The sequence below is a fragment of the Micromonospora sp. NPDC007208 genome (assembly GCF_042869175.1).
GTDB lineage: Bacteria > Actinomycetota > Actinomycetes > Mycobacteriales > Micromonosporaceae > Micromonospora > Micromonospora foliorum.
This window is the reverse complement of record NZ_JBIAFG010000015.1, coordinates 38166-52258: the sequence shown is the minus strand read 5'-3', so window position 1 is coordinate 52258 and position 14093 is coordinate 38166. Positions and strand designations below refer to the sequence as shown.

Sequence of the window (14093 nt, the reverse complement as noted above, 5' to 3'; positions counted from 1 at the left end):
TCACCGTCTGGCTGTCGGATCCCTGGTCAGAGGTCGTATCGTCGGCCGTCACCATGACCATGATGACCAGGCCGGGACGACCCCGGTCCGCCGACCTGATCGTCCTCGGCGCCGAGGTGGCCCTGCTCGCCGTCGCCGTCGTCGTCGGCGCGTTGCTCAACCAGCAGGGCGTACGGCTGCACGCCGACGCGGCGCCCCTCTACGCCGCCTGGCAGCCCCACCTGGGGCCCGGTACTCCCGCCGCGCTTCTCGTCGCGGCGCTGTTCGTCTGGCGGGGCACGCGTTGGGGAACCGACACGCCGTGGCGGCGGCTGCTACTCGTCGGCTATCTCGCCTCGGTGCTCTGGACGCTGTCGCTGGCCCTGGTGGACGGCTGGTCCGCGGGGTTGACCGAGCGGCTCACCGTGCAGGCCGAGTACCTGCACGAGGTGCCCCGGGTGACGGACGTCGGCATCATGCTGGCCGGCTTCGCCGACCGGATCCTCGACTTCCAACCCGATTCGTGGTCCACCCACACCGCCGCCCATCCGCCGGGAGCGTTGCTGCTCTTCGTCTGGCTGGAGCGGATCGGCCTGAGCGGTGGGACCGCCGCCGGGTTGGCCTGTGTGCTGCTCGGCGCCACCGTCTCGGTGTCGGTTCCGGTGACGTTGCGGGCGCTCGGCGTCGAGGACGCGGCCCGGGCGGTGTGGCCGTTCTTGGTGCTCCTCCCTGGGGCGGTCTGGGTGGGCGCGTCCGCGGACGGGATCTTCGCCGCGGTGGTCGCCGCCGGGCTGGCGCTGCTGGCGGTCGGCGGCCGGCCCGGGGCCGCACTGGGCGGGTTGCTCCTCGGCTTCGCGCTCTACCTGTCGTACGGGTTCGTCCTGGTCGGGGTGCTCGCGTTGACAGTGCTGCTGCTCCGGGCGCGGGATCGCCTCGGCGTGCTCCTGGTCGCGGCGACGGCGGTCGGGGCCGTCGTCGCCGTGTTCACACTCGCCGGGTTCTGGTGGCTGGACGGCTACCACCTGGTGGCGCGTCGTTACTACCAGGGGTGGGCGGCGGAACGTCCGTACGGTTACTGGGTCTGGGCGAATCTCGCCGCTCTGCTGCTCTCGGCCGGCCCGGTGGTCGGGCCGGCACTGCGACGGGCAATGGTGGCCGCCGTTTCGATCCGAGCACCGCGCCCACCGCTCGCGACGGCCCTCGGACAGCGGATCGCCAGCGCCGGACCCACTGTGTGGTTGCCCGTCGCGGCGGCGGTGGCCGTGCTCGCGGCGGACCTGTCCGGGCTCAGCAAGGCCGAGACGGAGCGGATCTGGCTACCGTTCGCCGTCTGGCTGCTGGTCGCTACCGCGCACCTGCCGCACGGCCACCGACGGTGGTGGTTGGCGGCCCAGGCCGCCACCGCGCTCGCCGTCAACCACCTACTGTGGACGGTGTCGTGACCGATGCCGGATCCCGCATCACCGCGGTCGTGAAGTCGGCGATGCCGGCGGCGAAACCGATTCGGGCGGTGAAACCGAGCAGCCGGGCGGCGCGGGCCGGATCGGCCACCACGTGCCGCACGTCTGCCGCCCGCCCGCCCCCGACCGTGACGGGCGCTGGCCCGCCCATCGCCGACGCCAGCTCGTGGGCCAACTCGCCGACGGTGTGCGGTTCGCCCGAGCAGACGTTGACCGGGGTCAGGGGATCGGGTGCCGGGGTCGTGAGGGCCAGCAGGTTGGCCGTGGCCACGTCGGTCACGTGCACGAAGTCGCGCCGTTGCCGACCGTCCTCCAGTACCCGGGGCGGTCGGCCGGCGGCCAGGGCGGACCGGAAGATCGACGCGACCCCTGAATACGGGGTGTCGCGGGGCATTCGCGGGCCGTAGACGTTGTGGTAGCGCAGGGCCCACACCGATCCGCCGGTCTGCCGGGCCCAGGCGCCGGCGAGGTGTTCCTGGGCCAGCTTGGTGGCGGCGTACGTGCTGTGCGGCTCCAGCGGCGCGTCCTCGGGCACGAGACCGGGGGAGAGTGCCCGGTCGCAGCGAGGGCAGGTCGGCTCGTACCGGCCCTCGGCCAGGTCGACGGCCCGGCGGCCGGCGGGCCGGACGATCCTGTGGGTGGGGCAGTGGTAGCGGCCCTCGCCGTAGACCACCATCGAGCTGGCCAGCACCAGTCGGCGTACCCCGGTGGCGTGCATCGCCGCGAGCAGGGTGGCCGTGCCGAGGTCGTTGTGTGCGGCGTACCGGGGGGCGTCGGCCGGGTCGATGCCGTGGCCGACCATGGCCGCCTGGTGGCAGACCGCGTCGACCCCGGTTAGTAATCGGGTCAGCAGCTCGCTGTCGCGTACGTCGCCGACCACGAGGTCGTGCCGCTCGGCCCAGGGCGGCGCTGTCGCACCGTGTGCCTCGGGCAGGAGCGCGTCCACGGCCACCACCTCGTGCCCGTCTTCGCTGAGCAGGTCGGCGACGTGTGAGCCGATGAACCCGGCCGCACCGGTGACAAGGATCCGCATTCCGGTCACCGTATGACCTCGCGCGCGCCGGGGTGGGTCTGCGCGCGCAGCCGTAAGGACCTCGCAAGATTTGCCGGTGCGGGCGGACCCCGGTGCGTGGCTACGCTGGGCCGATGGACAACTCGGGGGAGACGTTGACGGGTCGGAACGGGGAAGGTTCGTGACACAGCGTGTGCTGGTGGTCGACGACGATCAGACCGTGAGCGACGTCATTCGTCGTTACCTCGAGAACGACGGCTTCCAGGTGAGCCTCGCGGCCGACGGCGCGGCGGCACTGGCGGCGGTGGAGCGGCAGGCACCACACCTGGTCGTGCTCGACCTGATGCTGCCCCTGGTCAACGGCCTGGAGGTGTGCCGGGCGCTGCGGGTACGGCCGGACGGCGTACCGATCGTCATGCTGACCGCGCGCGGTGACGAGTCCGACCGGATCCTCGGGCTGCAGCTCGGCGCGGACGACTACCTGACCAAACCCTTCTCCCCCCGGGAACTGGTGCTGCGGGTCCGTTCGGTGCTCCGTCGCGCCGGCGGTGGGACGCCACCCGAGCGGCCGGAGGTGCTCACCGACGGCAACCTGGTGGTGCACACGACCTCCCGGACCGCCCGTCTCGCCGGTGCTGACCTGGCCCTGACGCTGCGCGAATTCGACCTGCTCGTCCACCTCATGCGGCACCCGTCCCGGGTCTTCGGCCGGGCCGAACTCCTTGAGCAGGTCTGGGGCTGGAACTTCGGGGACCACTCGACAGTGACCGTGCACGTACGCCGGCTGCGGGAGAAGATCGAGGCCAACCCGGCCGATCCGCAGCGGATCGTGACCGTCTGGGGTGTCGGCTACCGCTACGAGCCGGCCCATGCGTGACGTACTCCTGATCTTCGCGATCGCCCTCGGCGCGGCACTGGGCATCGGGCTCGCCGGCGCGGTGCTGCTCCGCGCCCTTCGGCGCAGCTCGATCACCGTGCACCTCAGCGTGCTGCTCACCACCACTGTGGTCGCCGTCGCGGTCGGGGTGATGGCGGTCGCGGAAGCGATGTTCCTCTCCGCGCACGACCTTGAGGTGGTCCTAATCACCGTCGCGGCGGCAGCGGTGGTCAGCCTCGCCGTCGGCGGGCACTTCGGCCGGCGACTGGCCCGCGCCGCGGTGTGGCGCGACCAGGCCCGGGAGCGGGAACGGCAACTGGAGAAGGGCCGACGCGATCTGGTCGCCTGGGTCTCCCACGACCTGCGTACGCCGCTCGCCGGGCTGAGGGCCATGGCGGAGGCGCTGGAGGACCGGGTGGTTCGTGATCCGGACACGGTCGACGAGTACCACCGACGGATCCGGCTGGAGACCGACCGGATGACCCGACTCGTCGACGACCTGTTCGAGCTGTCCCGGATCAACGCGGGAGCGCTGCGGTTGTCGTTGACGGCGGTGCCGCTCGGAGAGGTGGTCTCGGACGCGCTGGCCAGCACCACCCCGCTGGCGAACGCTCGCCGGATCAAGCTGGTGGCCAGCGAGTCGGGATGGCCCACGGTTGCCGCGAGCGAACCGGAGCTGGCTCGGGTCGTGGCCAACCTGCTGCTCAACGCGGTCCGCTACACCCCGGAGGACGGCACCGTACGTATCGAAGCCGGCCGAGAGGAGGACCACGCCTGGCTCTCGGTTGCCGACACCTGTGGCGGCATCCCCCCGGCCGACCTTCCCCGGCTGTTCGACATCGCGTTTCGTGGCGAACCGGCCCGCACGCCCGGACCGGGCGACGGTGGGGCGTCCGGAGGGCTCGGGCTGGCCATCGTTCACGGCCTGGTGGAGGCACACGGAGGCCGGGTCGAGGTGCGCAACACCCCCGACGGCTGCCAGTTCATGGTCCGGCTGGCCACCGCCTGACGGAAACGTTCGGGGTAGCGGGATGAGACCGTCGACGGCCCTCGATGGATAGCCTGCCTCACGGGTCCACACTGTTTGCCGGATCTGACTACGCTTTCCCTTGTCTCGGACGCGATCGATGGAGGGCGCATGTCGGTGAATGAGCCGGTGAGCGGGGAGTTCGCTCGCATGCTGGACGCGACGGTTGGCGCGTTGCGCGCCACCAGCGCTGCGCCGGAAGACGAGGAGGCCGCGCGCCTGCGCCGGGTCGGTGAGTCCGCCGAGGGGCAGGTCCGTGCCGAGTTCGGCGCTGATGGCCGGCTGGAGTCTCTGACGCTGGACCCGCGGATGATGCGGCTCGGCGCGGCCGAGGTCTGTGACCACGTGATGGAGGCCGTGAACGCGGCGATCGACTCGATGCGCGGCGGTGGCCCGACCCTGGCCTCCGGTGACCTCTCGCAGCTCACCGAGCAACTGGAGCAGGTTCGTGACACGGCTGTGCCCCGGCTCGGCGCGTTCCTGCAGGCGCTCACGGACGCGCAGGAGCGGATGGCCCGGGGAGGTTCCCGATGAGCGGCTTCGAGGTCGATCCCGCGTTGCTGCGTTCCGGCGGCGACGAGGTCATCGGCGCCGCCGAACGCTTCATCGGGCAGCTGGAGAGCTTCGAGGCACAGATGCAGGGGTACGGCGAGCCGTGGGGCGCCGACGACATCGGCTCGCTGATCGGCATCGCCTACACGGAGGCGTCCACCTGGGTTCTGGACTGCATCGGCGTGGCCGCCGAGGAGATCGGCTCGGCCGGCAGCGACCTGACGCAGATGGCCGACAACTTCGAGCTGGTCGAGGAAGCCGCCGCGGGAGCGCTGCGGGACATCCAGGGAATGCTGGGGTGACGGCATGGGACTCCAACTGCCGGGTGAGCTGATCACGGCACTCGGCTGGATCGGCTACACCTGGCCCGAGGCCGACGAGGAAAAGCTGTTCGAGATGGGCCAGGCCTGGCTGGACTTCTCCGGCACGGTCGCCGACGCCTCCGGCGAGGCCGGCTCGGCTGCGGCAGCGATCTGGTCGCAGCACCAGGGCGAGTCGGTGCAGGCGTTCCAGAAGTGGTGGTCCAACCCGGAGAGCGGCCCCGGAACGCTGTCGGACTACTCCCAGGCCGCGATGTTGATCGGCACCGGGCTGATCATCGCCGCTGCGATCGTGCTCGCGCTGAAGATCCAAGTGATCGTGCAGTTGGCGATCCTCGCCTTCGAGGTGGCGCAGGCGATCGCCACCGCCGTCGTCACGTTCGGCGCGTCGCTGGCCGAGATCCCGATCTTCCAGATAATCACCCGAGAGATCGTCGGTCTGCTGATCGACCAGGTGATCCAGGAGCTCCTCGATGCCTAGCAGGGCGCCGAAGAGTTCGAAGAAGCGCGGCGGCGCTGGCAAGCCGAGGGTTGGCAAGGGCGTCCGCGCGGCGGTGAAGAAAGCCGCCGCCAAGCCGGTGGTGCGTAACAACGACCTGCCCGAGGTCACGATCAAGGTGCAGCGCAGGCCGTTCCACGCGCGCGGCCAGTTTGACCGGAAGATGAACGCGCTGAAGAAGCTCAGCGACGAGGGCAAGCTGTTCAAGCAGGCGAACCCGGTCGGCCGGGACAAGAAGATCACCGCCGACTACAAGAAGCGCATCCGGCAGAAGATCTTCGACAAGTACTGGCCCCACGACAAGAAGATGGCGAACGCCCTCGCTGCCCGACTCCGCAAGCAGCAGCCCGACCATGTGTGGGAGCTGCAACTCGGCGGCGCCGACGACGTTAGTAATCTGAAGCTCCTGCACGGCAGAACAAACTGGGATGTCGGCGGGCAAATCTGGCATCAGATCAAGAACCTGCCCGATGGCACACCGATCCGAATAGAGGTAGTGGATTGAATCCCGAGCTGCGGGAGCTCATCGCGGAGCTGCGTACCGACCTGGAGGCGGACCAGCCGGCGACGTTGGCGTGGGCACAGATCAACGAGGGCGCTCCGGCCGACCAGATTCCCGCCGAGCTGCCGCAGCCGGTCCGGGAGCTGCTGGAGACCGCCAACGGCATCCTGGCCGGTGCGTTCGACCTGCCCGCACTCACGGACCTCGACGACATCCAGTACTACCTCGAGCAGATGCCCGAGTTCACCGGCGTCGCCGACGAACCCGCCGAGTGGCTGGTCATCGGCACGCTGAACGACGAGCCGCTGCTGATCCGACGCGACACCGGCGCGGTCTGGTACTTCCCGGCGGAGACCACCGACGAGTGGTTCATGCGTGAGCTGTTCCTCGACGTCGCGCCGGACCTCGACTCGTTCCTCGCCTACTACGTCTTCGGCGCCGGGTACGGCGAGGTTGGCTTCGACGACGACGAGTGGTGGGGCTTCCTCGACGAGCACGGTCTGACCACGCCCGACGACGAGGACGAGGAGACGGACGATTGACCGCGACACATGAGGAGCTCACGGCGCTCTGGGGCGCGGACGGGATGATCTACTTTCCGATCGACCGGTTCGACGACGTCCTCGGCCCGCTGACGCCAGAGGTCTTCCCGCCGTTCGGGGCCATCCCGGTCGACGTGCCGATCCTGTTCACGGTCGACGTCGACGTCTCCGGCCTGGAGCTGTTCTCCAAGCTGAAGATCGAGATCGGCGACGCCAGCCCTCGCATCCACATCGTCCTCGGCAGCTCGCCGGAGGACCCGCAGCTGCTCTTCTGCCTCGACGCGCTGACCGGCGCCGTCGTGATGCTGGACCTGGAGACCCCCAACTTCGAGACGGTCAACGCCACCTTCGCCGCGTTCGTCGAATTCCTCTACCGGCTCGGGCAGCTCATCGCGACGGACCCGGGCGGCCGGGCCCGCGCCGCCCGCGCCGCCGCCATCCGCGAGGAGCTGATGGACGTCGACTCGTCCGCGTTCGCCGACCCGAAGTCCTGGTGGAGCCTGGCCTTCGAGCAGCTGGAATCCACCAGCGGCTAGGTTCCACGTCTGCATCCTCCATGAATTCTCCTTGCTTCACCGGGCGCCGCGAGCCCAAGTCGACCGTGTCGCACCACATGAAGGTGCTGCGCGATGCCGGCCTGATCCGCACGCGCGTCGACGGCATCCGCCGGCTGGTCACCCTTCGCTACGACGACGTGGAACAACGCTTTCCCGGGCTGCTGAACATGCTCCGCGAGAATGCCCCTGCCGGTGCCGCCGCCGATGCGCCGGCCTCATCCACCTGACGCGGGCTCAACCGACCCGCTGGGCCAGCACCTGCCCCGGCCAGGATCCGACAAGGAAGGTCTCGGTGGGCGTGAACCCGTGGCGCTCGTAGTACGTCACCAACTCGCCACCACCGCCCGCCCAGCAGTCGACCCGTAGCAACCGCACGCCGGCTCGTCGGGTTTCCTCCACGGCGTGTGCCAACAGGACCGACCCGAGTTTCCGGCCGGCGAATCGTCGGTGGGAGACCAGGAGGCGGACGTACCGCTCGGGTTCTTCCACAGGCGCGATCGGTACCCGCGGATCGGGCCCGGAGTCCAACACCAGGGCCGCGGCCGGGGCCCCGTCCACCTCCGCGATGTACGGAAGGTTTTCGGTCAGGTACCGATCGACCTGTTCCGCCCGCTCGGGTTTCTCCGAGAACAGCGTCGTGCCCCACTGCTCGGTGTTGCCGCGCTCATTCATCCAGACCACCGCGGAGTCGAGCATGTCCAGTACGGCGGGTGCGTCGCCCGGGCCGCCGCGTCTGATCCGTACGCCGCGGGTGGTGTCGTCCATGGCGGAATGGTAGTCCGGGCGTTGGCCGATCACGACCGAGGCCGTTCTCCGGCCGGACCTCCGTCCTTAGGTCCGAAATCGCCGGAGCCCAGGGTTCGACTCATCGCCGCCAGTAGGCGCTCAAGCGTTCTGCGGTCGCTGTCGCTGAGGCCGCGAAGGATGGCCGCCTCGTTCGCCAGGTGTTCCTCGATGAGCCGGTCGGTCAACGCCACTCCCGCCGGAGTCAGCCCGACCACTCGGCCGCGCGCGTCGGCCGCGGAAACCGAGCGGGATACGAGGCCGCGGGCGATCAGCCGGTCCACCCGTTTGGTCACCGCTCCGGTGGTCACAAGCATCCGCTGGCTCAACTGGCCCGCCGTGAGCGTGTATGGCTCGCCCTCGCGGCGCAGCGCCGCGAGCACGTCGAAGTCGCCGTTGCCGAGGTCCGCGGCGGCGAACGGCGGCCGCAGGGCCGCATCGAGTACGGCCGCCAGTTGCTGGATCCGGCCAATGATCAGCAGCGGAGTGGGGTCGAGGTCTGGTCGCTCTCGGCCCCACTGACCAACGATGTCGGCGATCCGGTCGTCATCCACGGGTTGCATCTTACCTTCCGGGGAAGATAAGTTGTCTTCCATGGAAGACAATTCGAGGCGAACGTCAGCTCCGGTGGTCACGGCGTACGTGGATCCGTCCTGCCCGTTCGCCTGGATCACCTCCCGCTGGCTCATGGAGGTGGCGCAGATGCGGCCGCTCACCCTGCGGTACGAGGTGATGAGCCTCGCGGTGCTCAACGAGCATCGCGATCTGGAGCCCTGGTACCGCGACTTCAACGACCGCGCGTGGGGGCCGGCCAGGGTGTGCGTGGCAGCAGCCGTGCAACACGGCTCCGCCGCCCTCGCCCGGTTGTACCCGGCGCTCGGCCGCCGGATCCACGACGCCGGCGACAAGGACTTCGACACCGTCGTCCCGCTGGCCCTGGCCGAGGCCGGCCTCCCCACCGACCTGGCCGACGTCGCCCATCGCGGCGACGTCGACCCGCAGATGCGGGCGAGCACCGCCCGAGCCCAGCAACTGGTGGGCGAGGACCTCGGCACTCCGACGGTCGTCATCGACGACGTGGCCTTCTTCGGTCCCGTGCTGACCTCGATCCCTCGTGGAGAGGAGGCCGTCCGTGTCTTCGACGGCGCCCGCCTGCTCGCCGGCTGCCGGGCCTTCTCCGAGCTCAAGCGCGCCCGATCCGATGGCCTCACGTTCGCGTAGCTCCACCACGCCTGCCGGGGGAGCCGGGCACCCCGCACGGTTCGACCCAGGTCTGTCGATCCTTGGTCACCGGGCGTTCCTCTTGGCGTCGGCTCGAATCGATAAGGTGCGTTGGCCGCCATCGACGGCGGTTTGTGCGAAGGGACATCGATGCGCAGGACAACGCACTGGTCGGCCCGCGCCGTGGGCGCTCTCGCGGGCGCGGTCGCGCTGGTGGCGGCCCTGTTGCCGGCGGCCCCGGCGGCTGCGGCGAGCGTGGGCTTCAAGGCGGCGACGCTGAACATCTACTACGGGCTGAGCCAGGCCGACTTCGTGCACGACCTGAACCTGATCGCGTCCAAGGCGGACCTCGTCGGTCTCAACGAGGTCGGCGCGCGCAAGGCGTTCCTGGAGAGCTGGGCCGACAACAACGGCTGGTGGTTGTACGCGCCGGGCGGGACCAACCAGGCCGGCGAAGCGTTGATCGCCAAGAAGAGCATGTTCGACGTACTCGACAAGGGTTCGATTTTCGTCTGTGACACCAACGGTCCCGGCGAGGTGCCGCCCGCGCGCTACAACAACTGGGTCAAGTACCGGCACAAGGCCAGTGGCCGCAACGTGACCCACATCAACGCCCATGCGGTGGCCAGCATCGAAACCGCCGGCCGGCCGGAGGACCTACCGCGCACCAGGTGTGCCGAGGCGCAGTTCCAGGCTCTCAAGGATCTGGCGGTCGACAAGCAGGCCGAGGGCCAGGTCATCGTGAGCGGTGACCTGAACGTCGACTTCAGCGCCGACCGGAGCTACGGGTACGCGAAGTTCCCGTGGCAGGTCTTCGAGGCCAACGAGCTGCCGAACCTGCGCTCCAACTACAACCTCTACGGCGAGAAGGGCACCGGAACGCACGGCAACCGGCACATCGACTACGTCTACTTCTGGAAGCGGTTGCCCGAGTACCAGCTGATGTGGATGACCGATTACGACATCGTCGGTGCCACCAGGTCCGACCACAACGGTGTCGTCGCCACGTTCTCCATCCAGAGCTGACACCCTCGCCCTCCGCCGGCTACGAACCTCGGCGCTCGGGATGTCCCCGGTGCGCCGCACACTCGGGCGCGAGGATCGACATCACCGTGGCGTCAACCCAGTCGTCGCCGTCGCGCAGGACCTGCCGGAGCACACCCTCGACGACGAAGCCGACCTTCTCGTACACCCGCACGTTGAGGACGACCTCGCCGACGCAGGCCCCGGTGGCGCGGTCCACGACCGCCAGGTCGAGTCGGTCGGTCTGCGCGTTGCGACTGCCGTACCAGGAACGCAACCGCTCCTCGTCGGGAGCGTCGTCGGCCGGGCTGCCGGTCAGCCGGGCCACCTCGGGGTCGGCCACCGCCGCCCGGAAGGTGTCCAGGTCGTCGTCGACGAAGGGCCGCAGGATCACCCACTCCCCGGTGAGGGTGGGCTTGATCGAGAAGTCGGGGGTCGTCTGGTCACTGGGCATCGACCGATCTTCGGCGCGACCCCGGCGACGGGCAACCGGTTTCCGGGGGCAGGATCCGGAGGTGATCCTGATCGTTCCCGCCAACCCGTTGCGTCCACGCCATCCGGACGAGCACGGGGCTCTGGATGACGGGCGCCGTGACGGGGGGGTCGCGGGGGAGCGGCAATCGTCGATCCCTTGACACTCGTAGATGCGATCGCTAACACTTGTCCGCAACGCGAAGTTAACGAACCGAACACATTGTGCCTGCGGTCGCGTGACGCGTCAGAGGCGCCGCATGCGAACACTTCACCCGTCGCCAGGGCCGCTCAAGCCTGAGCCCGGACACTGCGTGCGCTTGTTAACGCTAACATAGATGATCTTGCGAGAGGAGCCGGGACGGTGATTCTGTCGGGAGCATCGACCACGCGTCTGCGTGCCCTGCTCGTGCTCTCCGCCGTGGCCGCTGCGGCTGTCGTGGTCATGGCTGACGGGCCGGCGCATGCCGCCACGCTGCAGACCGGCGCCGTCTCGCTGGAGGCGGTCAACCAGGCCGGACGGTACGTACGCCACATCGACTATCTCGGTCAGCTCGACCCGGTCACCTCCAGCAGCGCCAACCAGACCAAGCTGGATGCCACCTTCACCGTGGTCAACGGTCTGGCGTCGCCGGCCTGCTACTCGTTCCAGACCAAGACCGGCATGTTCCTGCGGCACCGCGACTACCGGCTCCGGGTCGACCCGAACACTGGCGACGCGGCGTTCCGGGCCGACGCCACCTTCTGCGCCGTGGACGGCTCGGTCAGCGGATCGGTCGCGCTCGCCTCGTACAACTACCCGAACCGGCGGATCCGGCACCGCGACTTCGCGCTCTGGCTCGACGCCTACCAGGACACGGCCGCCTTCCGGGCGGACAGCTCCTTCCGCCTCGTCGCGCCCTGGGCGCCCAAGACCACCAAAGGGCCGGTGATCCCGGGCCTCTTCGCCGACCCGCACCTCGCCGTCCTCAACGGTCGCTACTACCTGTACCCGACCACCGACGGCTACGCGAGCTGGGGCGGCACCTACTACAAGGCGTTCTCCTCCACCGACCTGGTCAACTGGACCGACCACGGCGTGATCCTCGACCACGGTCCGGACGTGTCCTGGGCGGACAACTCGGCCTGGGCACCCGCGGTGGCCACCGCCAAGGGCCGCTACTACCTGTACTTCAGTGGTGGTGCGGCCAGCGGCACCACGGCCAAACAACTGGGCGTCGCGGTGGCCGACAGCCCCACCGGACCGTTCCGCGACGCGCTGGGCCGACCGCTCGTCCGCGGCGACCAGTTCTCCGGCGGGCAGGCGATCGACCCGATGGTGTTCACCGACGACGACGGGCAGTCGTACCTGTACTGGGGCCAGGGCGTCGCCAGGGCGGTGCGGTTGAACTCCGACATGGTCTCGTTCGACATGGCGCAGGCGCGGGTCATCACGCCATCCGGCTACAACGAGGCGCCGTTCGTGTTCAAGCGCAACGGTCTCTACTACTTCATGTGGTCGGAGAACGACACGCGCAGCGAGGACTACCGGGTCGCCTACGCCACCGGCTCCTCACCCCTCGGGCCGTGGACCAGGCGCGGCGTGGTGCTGCAGAAGCGGCTCGACGTTGGCATCAAGGGCACCGGCCACCACTCCGTAGTCCGGGCACCCGGCAGCGACACCTGGTACATCGCCTACCACCGGTTCGCGGTGCCGGCCGGCAACGGCACCAACCGCGAGACCGCCATCGACCGGATGGAGTTCAACACCGACGGCACCATCCGCCCCGTCGTACCGACCCTCTAGCTGACCCTTACGCCCACCCGCGAAGGAGAGAGACACATGTCGAGAGTCCTCGCCCGGCTCGGTGCGGTTGCGGTCGCCGCGTGCCTGCTGTTCACCACCTGGTCGGCGGCGACACCGAAGGAGGCGGCCGCGCTCGACCCGACCGTCGGCTACCTGATGGCGCACTTCACCGGCGAGTCCTCGACCGACCAGCAGATCTACCTCGCCCACAGCACCGACGGCCTACGCTGGAACGACCTCAACAACGGTGGGCTCGTACTGCGGTCCACCGTGGGTACCCGCGGCGTCCGCGACCCCGCCCTGGTCCGCTCACCCGGCGGCGACCGGTACTGGATCATCGCCACGGACCTGTGCATCGGCTGCGGCCAGGACTGGTCGACCGCGATCAACAACGGCAGCCGCAACCTCGTCGTGTGGGAGTCCACCGACCTGGTCAACTGGTCGGCGCCGTGGCTGCTGAACGTCGCCGGCGCGATCCCGGACGGGCGCAACGCCTGGGCTCCGGAGGCGATCTGGAACCCGGCCACCGGTGACTACGTCCTCTACTGGGCGACGAACGTCCCGCTCAACGGGGTGACCAAGCACCGCATCTACTACGCGCGTACGGCGAACTTCCGCAGCGTCACCACGCCGCAGGTCTACGTCGACCGGCCGGGAAACCAGGAGATCATCGACACCCAGATCGTCGAGGTGCCGGCCGGTGTCGGCTCCTACCGCTACGTTCGGGCCTCCCGGGACGGCCAGATCGCCATCGAGGGCAGCAACTCCATCCTCGGCACCTGGACCAGCCTCGGGAACCTCTCCGGCATCGGGCTGACCGGCTCCCAGGTCGAAGGCCCGATGTGGATGAAGATGAACGCCCGCAACGAGTGGGTCCTCTACCTCGACCAGTACTCCAGCGGACGCGGCTACCTGCCGGTCCTGACCACCGACCCGTCGAGCCCGGGCAGCTACCGGCTGCCGGCGTCCGGCTCGTACGCGATGGGTGGCACCAAGAAACGGCACGGCTCGATCCTCAACCTGACCGCTGCCGAACAGAACCGGGTGCTCGCCCGCTGGCCGGCCACCGCGGTCAGCCGGATCCAGTCGTACAACTTCCAGGACCGGTACGTACGGCACTACGACTACGACGTCCGCATCGACCCGAACGTCAGCCCCGCCCAGGACGGCCAGTGGCGGGTGGTGCCCGGCCTGGTGGGCTCCGGCACGGTCTCCATCCAGTCGGTCAACTACCCGGGCTACTACCTGCGCCACTACGGGTTCGACTTCCGGTTGGAAGCCAACGACGGCACCGCCACCTTCGCCGCCGACGCCACCTTCCGGCAGGTCGCCGGCCTCGCCAACTCCGCGTGGACGTCGTTCCAGTCCTACAGCCACCCGGACCGCTACCTCCGGCACTACGCCTACCTACTCCGGCTCGACCCGGTGTCCGACGCGCAGAGCCGTGCCGACGCCACCTTCCGCGTGACCAGCTGACCCTGG

General features: G+C 69.4%; 17 protein-coding genes and 1 pseudogene. 14 read left to right on the top strand and 4 right to left on the bottom strand.

Annotated features, from left to right (window positions below; all coding sequences use genetic code 11):
• Nucleotides 1-53: 53 nt before the first annotated feature.
• Nucleotides 54-1421 (top strand): hypothetical protein, encoded by a 1368-nt coding sequence (locus ACFYL6_RS25325; RefSeq protein WP_387174830.1) that lies wholly within the window; start codon nt 54-56, stop codon nt 1419-1421.
• Here ACFYL6_RS25325 and ACFYL6_RS25320 read toward each other — a convergent pair.
• Nucleotides 1393-2472 (bottom strand): NAD-dependent epimerase/dehydratase family protein, encoded by a 1080-nt coding sequence (locus tag ACFYL6_RS25320; protein ID WP_387174828.1) that lies wholly within the window; start codon nt 2470-2472, stop codon nt 1393-1395. The two genes, ACFYL6_RS25325 and ACFYL6_RS25320, sit on opposite strands and share 29 nt — an antisense overlap.
• A gap of 160 nt (nt 2473-2632) precedes the next feature.
• Between ACFYL6_RS25320 and ACFYL6_RS25315 the strand changes: the two genes are divergently transcribed.
• The 9 genes and pseudogenes from ACFYL6_RS25315 to ACFYL6_RS25275 form a co-directional block, all read left to right on the top strand.
• A complete protein-coding gene (locus ACFYL6_RS25315; protein WP_387174826.1) occupies nt 2633-3328 on the top strand; it encodes a response regulator transcription factor in 696 nt (231 codons plus the stop codon).
• The gene (locus ACFYL6_RS25310; RefSeq protein WP_387174824.1) at nt 3321-4337 is read left to right on the top strand and encodes a sensor histidine kinase; all 1017 of its coding nucleotides are present in this window, start codon (nt 3321-3323) and stop codon (nt 4335-4337) included. Before ACFYL6_RS25315 ends, ACFYL6_RS25310 begins: the two co-directional genes overlap by 8 nt.
• A 129-nt stretch (nt 4338-4466) precedes the next feature.
• Nucleotides 4467-4889 (top strand): YbaB/EbfC family nucleoid-associated protein, encoded by a 423-nt coding sequence (locus ACFYL6_RS25305; protein ID WP_387174822.1) that lies wholly within the window; start codon nt 4467-4469, stop codon nt 4887-4889.
• Complete coding sequence (locus ACFYL6_RS25300) at nt 4886-5209, top strand: hypothetical protein (RefSeq protein ID WP_387174820.1); 324 nt, start codon at nt 4886-4888, stop codon at nt 5207-5209. The genes ACFYL6_RS25305 and ACFYL6_RS25300 overlap by 4 nt, the downstream gene beginning before the upstream one ends.
• A 4-nt stretch (nt 5210-5213) precedes the next feature.
• A complete protein-coding gene (locus ACFYL6_RS25295; RefSeq protein WP_387174819.1) occupies nt 5214-5708 on the top strand; it encodes a hypothetical protein in 495 nt (164 codons plus the stop codon).
• A complete protein-coding gene (locus tag ACFYL6_RS25290) occupies nt 5701-6231 on the top strand; it encodes an endonuclease (RefSeq protein WP_387174817.1) in 531 nt (176 codons plus the stop codon). Before ACFYL6_RS25295 ends, ACFYL6_RS25290 begins: the two co-directional genes overlap by 8 nt.
• The gene (locus ACFYL6_RS25285) at nt 6228-6770 is read left to right on the top strand and encodes an SUKH-4 family immunity protein (protein WP_387174815.1); all 543 of its coding nucleotides are present in this window, start codon (nt 6228-6230) and stop codon (nt 6768-6770) included. The genes ACFYL6_RS25290 and ACFYL6_RS25285 overlap by 4 nt, the downstream gene beginning before the upstream one ends.
• Nucleotides 6767-7306 carry an SUKH-4 family immunity protein gene (locus tag ACFYL6_RS25280; RefSeq protein ID WP_387174814.1) on the top strand — a complete coding sequence of 180 codons (540 nt, stop codon included), beginning with the start codon at nt 6767-6769 and terminating at the stop codon, nt 7304-7306. Before ACFYL6_RS25285 ends, ACFYL6_RS25280 begins: the two co-directional genes overlap by 4 nt.
• A gap of 56 nt (nt 7307-7362) precedes the next feature.
• A pseudogene (locus ACFYL6_RS25275) lies at nt 7363-7494 on the top strand (ArsR/SmtB family transcription factor); the annotation flags it as partial.
• A gap of 67 nt (nt 7495-7561) precedes the next feature.
• Here the strand turns inward: ACFYL6_RS25275 and ACFYL6_RS25270 are convergent.
• Nucleotides 7562-8092, bottom strand: a complete 531-nt coding sequence (locus ACFYL6_RS25270) for a GNAT family N-acetyltransferase (RefSeq protein ID WP_387174812.1) — start codon at nt 8090-8092, stop codon at nt 7562-7564.
• Nucleotides 8093-8121: 29 nt separating this feature from the next.
• Complete coding sequence (locus tag ACFYL6_RS25265; RefSeq protein WP_387174810.1) at nt 8122-8706, bottom strand: MarR family winged helix-turn-helix transcriptional regulator; 585 nt, start codon at nt 8704-8706, stop codon at nt 8122-8124.
• Here ACFYL6_RS25265 and ACFYL6_RS25260 point away from each other — a divergent pair.
• Nucleotides 8705-9331 (top strand): disulfide bond formation protein DsbA, encoded by a 627-nt coding sequence (locus tag ACFYL6_RS25260; RefSeq protein WP_387174808.1) that lies wholly within the window; start codon nt 8705-8707, stop codon nt 9329-9331. The genes ACFYL6_RS25265 and ACFYL6_RS25260 overlap by 2 nt on opposite strands.
• Nucleotides 9332-9481: 150 nt before the next feature.
• A complete protein-coding gene (locus tag ACFYL6_RS25255) occupies nt 9482-10357 on the top strand; it encodes an endonuclease/exonuclease/phosphatase family protein (protein ID WP_387174806.1) in 876 nt (291 codons plus the stop codon).
• Nucleotides 10358-10376: 19 nt separating this feature from the next.
• On the opposite strand, the gene ACFYL6_RS25250 is transcribed toward ACFYL6_RS25255, so the two are convergent.
• Complete coding sequence (locus ACFYL6_RS25250; protein WP_387174804.1) at nt 10377-10808, bottom strand: GNAT family N-acetyltransferase; 432 nt, start codon at nt 10806-10808, stop codon at nt 10377-10379.
• Between the two features lie 381 nt (nt 10809-11189).
• Between ACFYL6_RS25250 and ACFYL6_RS25245 the strand changes: the two genes are divergently transcribed.
• Together ACFYL6_RS25245 and ACFYL6_RS25240 are read left to right on the top strand one after the other, a co-directional pair.
• The gene (locus tag ACFYL6_RS25245; protein WP_387174801.1) at nt 11190-12611 is read left to right on the top strand and encodes a family 43 glycosylhydrolase; all 1422 of its coding nucleotides are present in this window, start codon (nt 11190-11192) and stop codon (nt 12609-12611) included.
• 36 nt (nt 12612-12647) lie between these two features.
• On the top strand, nt 12648-14087 hold the full coding sequence (locus ACFYL6_RS25240; protein ID WP_387174799.1) for a glycoside hydrolase family 43 protein: 1440 nt from the start codon (nt 12648-12650) through the stop codon (nt 14085-14087).
• Nucleotides 14088-14093: the final 6 nt, after the last annotated feature.

Excerpts from the sequence above, each read along its gene's own strand:
- ACFYL6_RS25305 (WP_387174822.1), top strand. The coding sequence starts at position 4,467 with ATGTCGGTGAATGAGCCGGTGAGCGGGGAGTTCGCTCGCATGCTGGAC.
- ACFYL6_RS25260 (WP_387174808.1), top strand. The coding sequence starts at position 8,705 with ATGGAAGACAATTCGAGGCGAACGTCAGCTCCGGTGGTCACGGCGTAC.
- ACFYL6_RS25265 (WP_387174810.1), bottom strand. The coding sequence starts at position 8,706 with ATGGAAGACAACTTATCTTCCCCGGAAGGTAAGATGCAACCCGTGGAT.
- ACFYL6_RS25295 (WP_387174819.1), top strand. The coding sequence starts at position 5,214 with ATGGGACTCCAACTGCCGGGTGAGCTGATCACGGCACTCGGCTGGATC.
- ACFYL6_RS25240 (WP_387174799.1), top strand. The coding sequence starts at position 12,648 with ATGTCGAGAGTCCTCGCCCGGCTCGGTGCGGTTGCGGTCGCCGCGTGC.
- ACFYL6_RS25325 (WP_387174830.1), top strand. The coding sequence starts at position 54 with ATGACCATGATGACCAGGCCGGGACGACCCCGGTCCGCCGACCTGATC.
- ACFYL6_RS25310 (WP_387174824.1), top strand. The coding sequence starts at position 3,321 with ATGCGTGACGTACTCCTGATCTTCGCGATCGCCCTCGGCGCGGCACTG.
- ACFYL6_RS25270 (WP_387174812.1), bottom strand. The coding sequence starts at position 8,092 with ATGGACGACACCACCCGCGGCGTACGGATCAGACGCGGCGGCCCGGGC.
- ACFYL6_RS25255 (WP_387174806.1), top strand. The coding sequence starts at position 9,482 with ATGCGCAGGACAACGCACTGGTCGGCCCGCGCCGTGGGCGCTCTCGCG.
- ACFYL6_RS25300 (WP_387174820.1), top strand. The coding sequence starts at position 4,886 with ATGAGCGGCTTCGAGGTCGATCCCGCGTTGCTGCGTTCCGGCGGCGAC.
- ACFYL6_RS25250 (WP_387174804.1), bottom strand. The coding sequence starts at position 10,808 with ATGCCCAGTGACCAGACGACCCCCGACTTCTCGATCAAGCCCACCCTC.
- ACFYL6_RS25320 (WP_387174828.1), bottom strand. The coding sequence starts at position 2,472 with ATGCGGATCCTTGTCACCGGTGCGGCCGGGTTCATCGGCTCACACGTC.
- ACFYL6_RS25290 (WP_387174817.1), top strand. The coding sequence starts at position 5,701 with ATGCCTAGCAGGGCGCCGAAGAGTTCGAAGAAGCGCGGCGGCGCTGGC.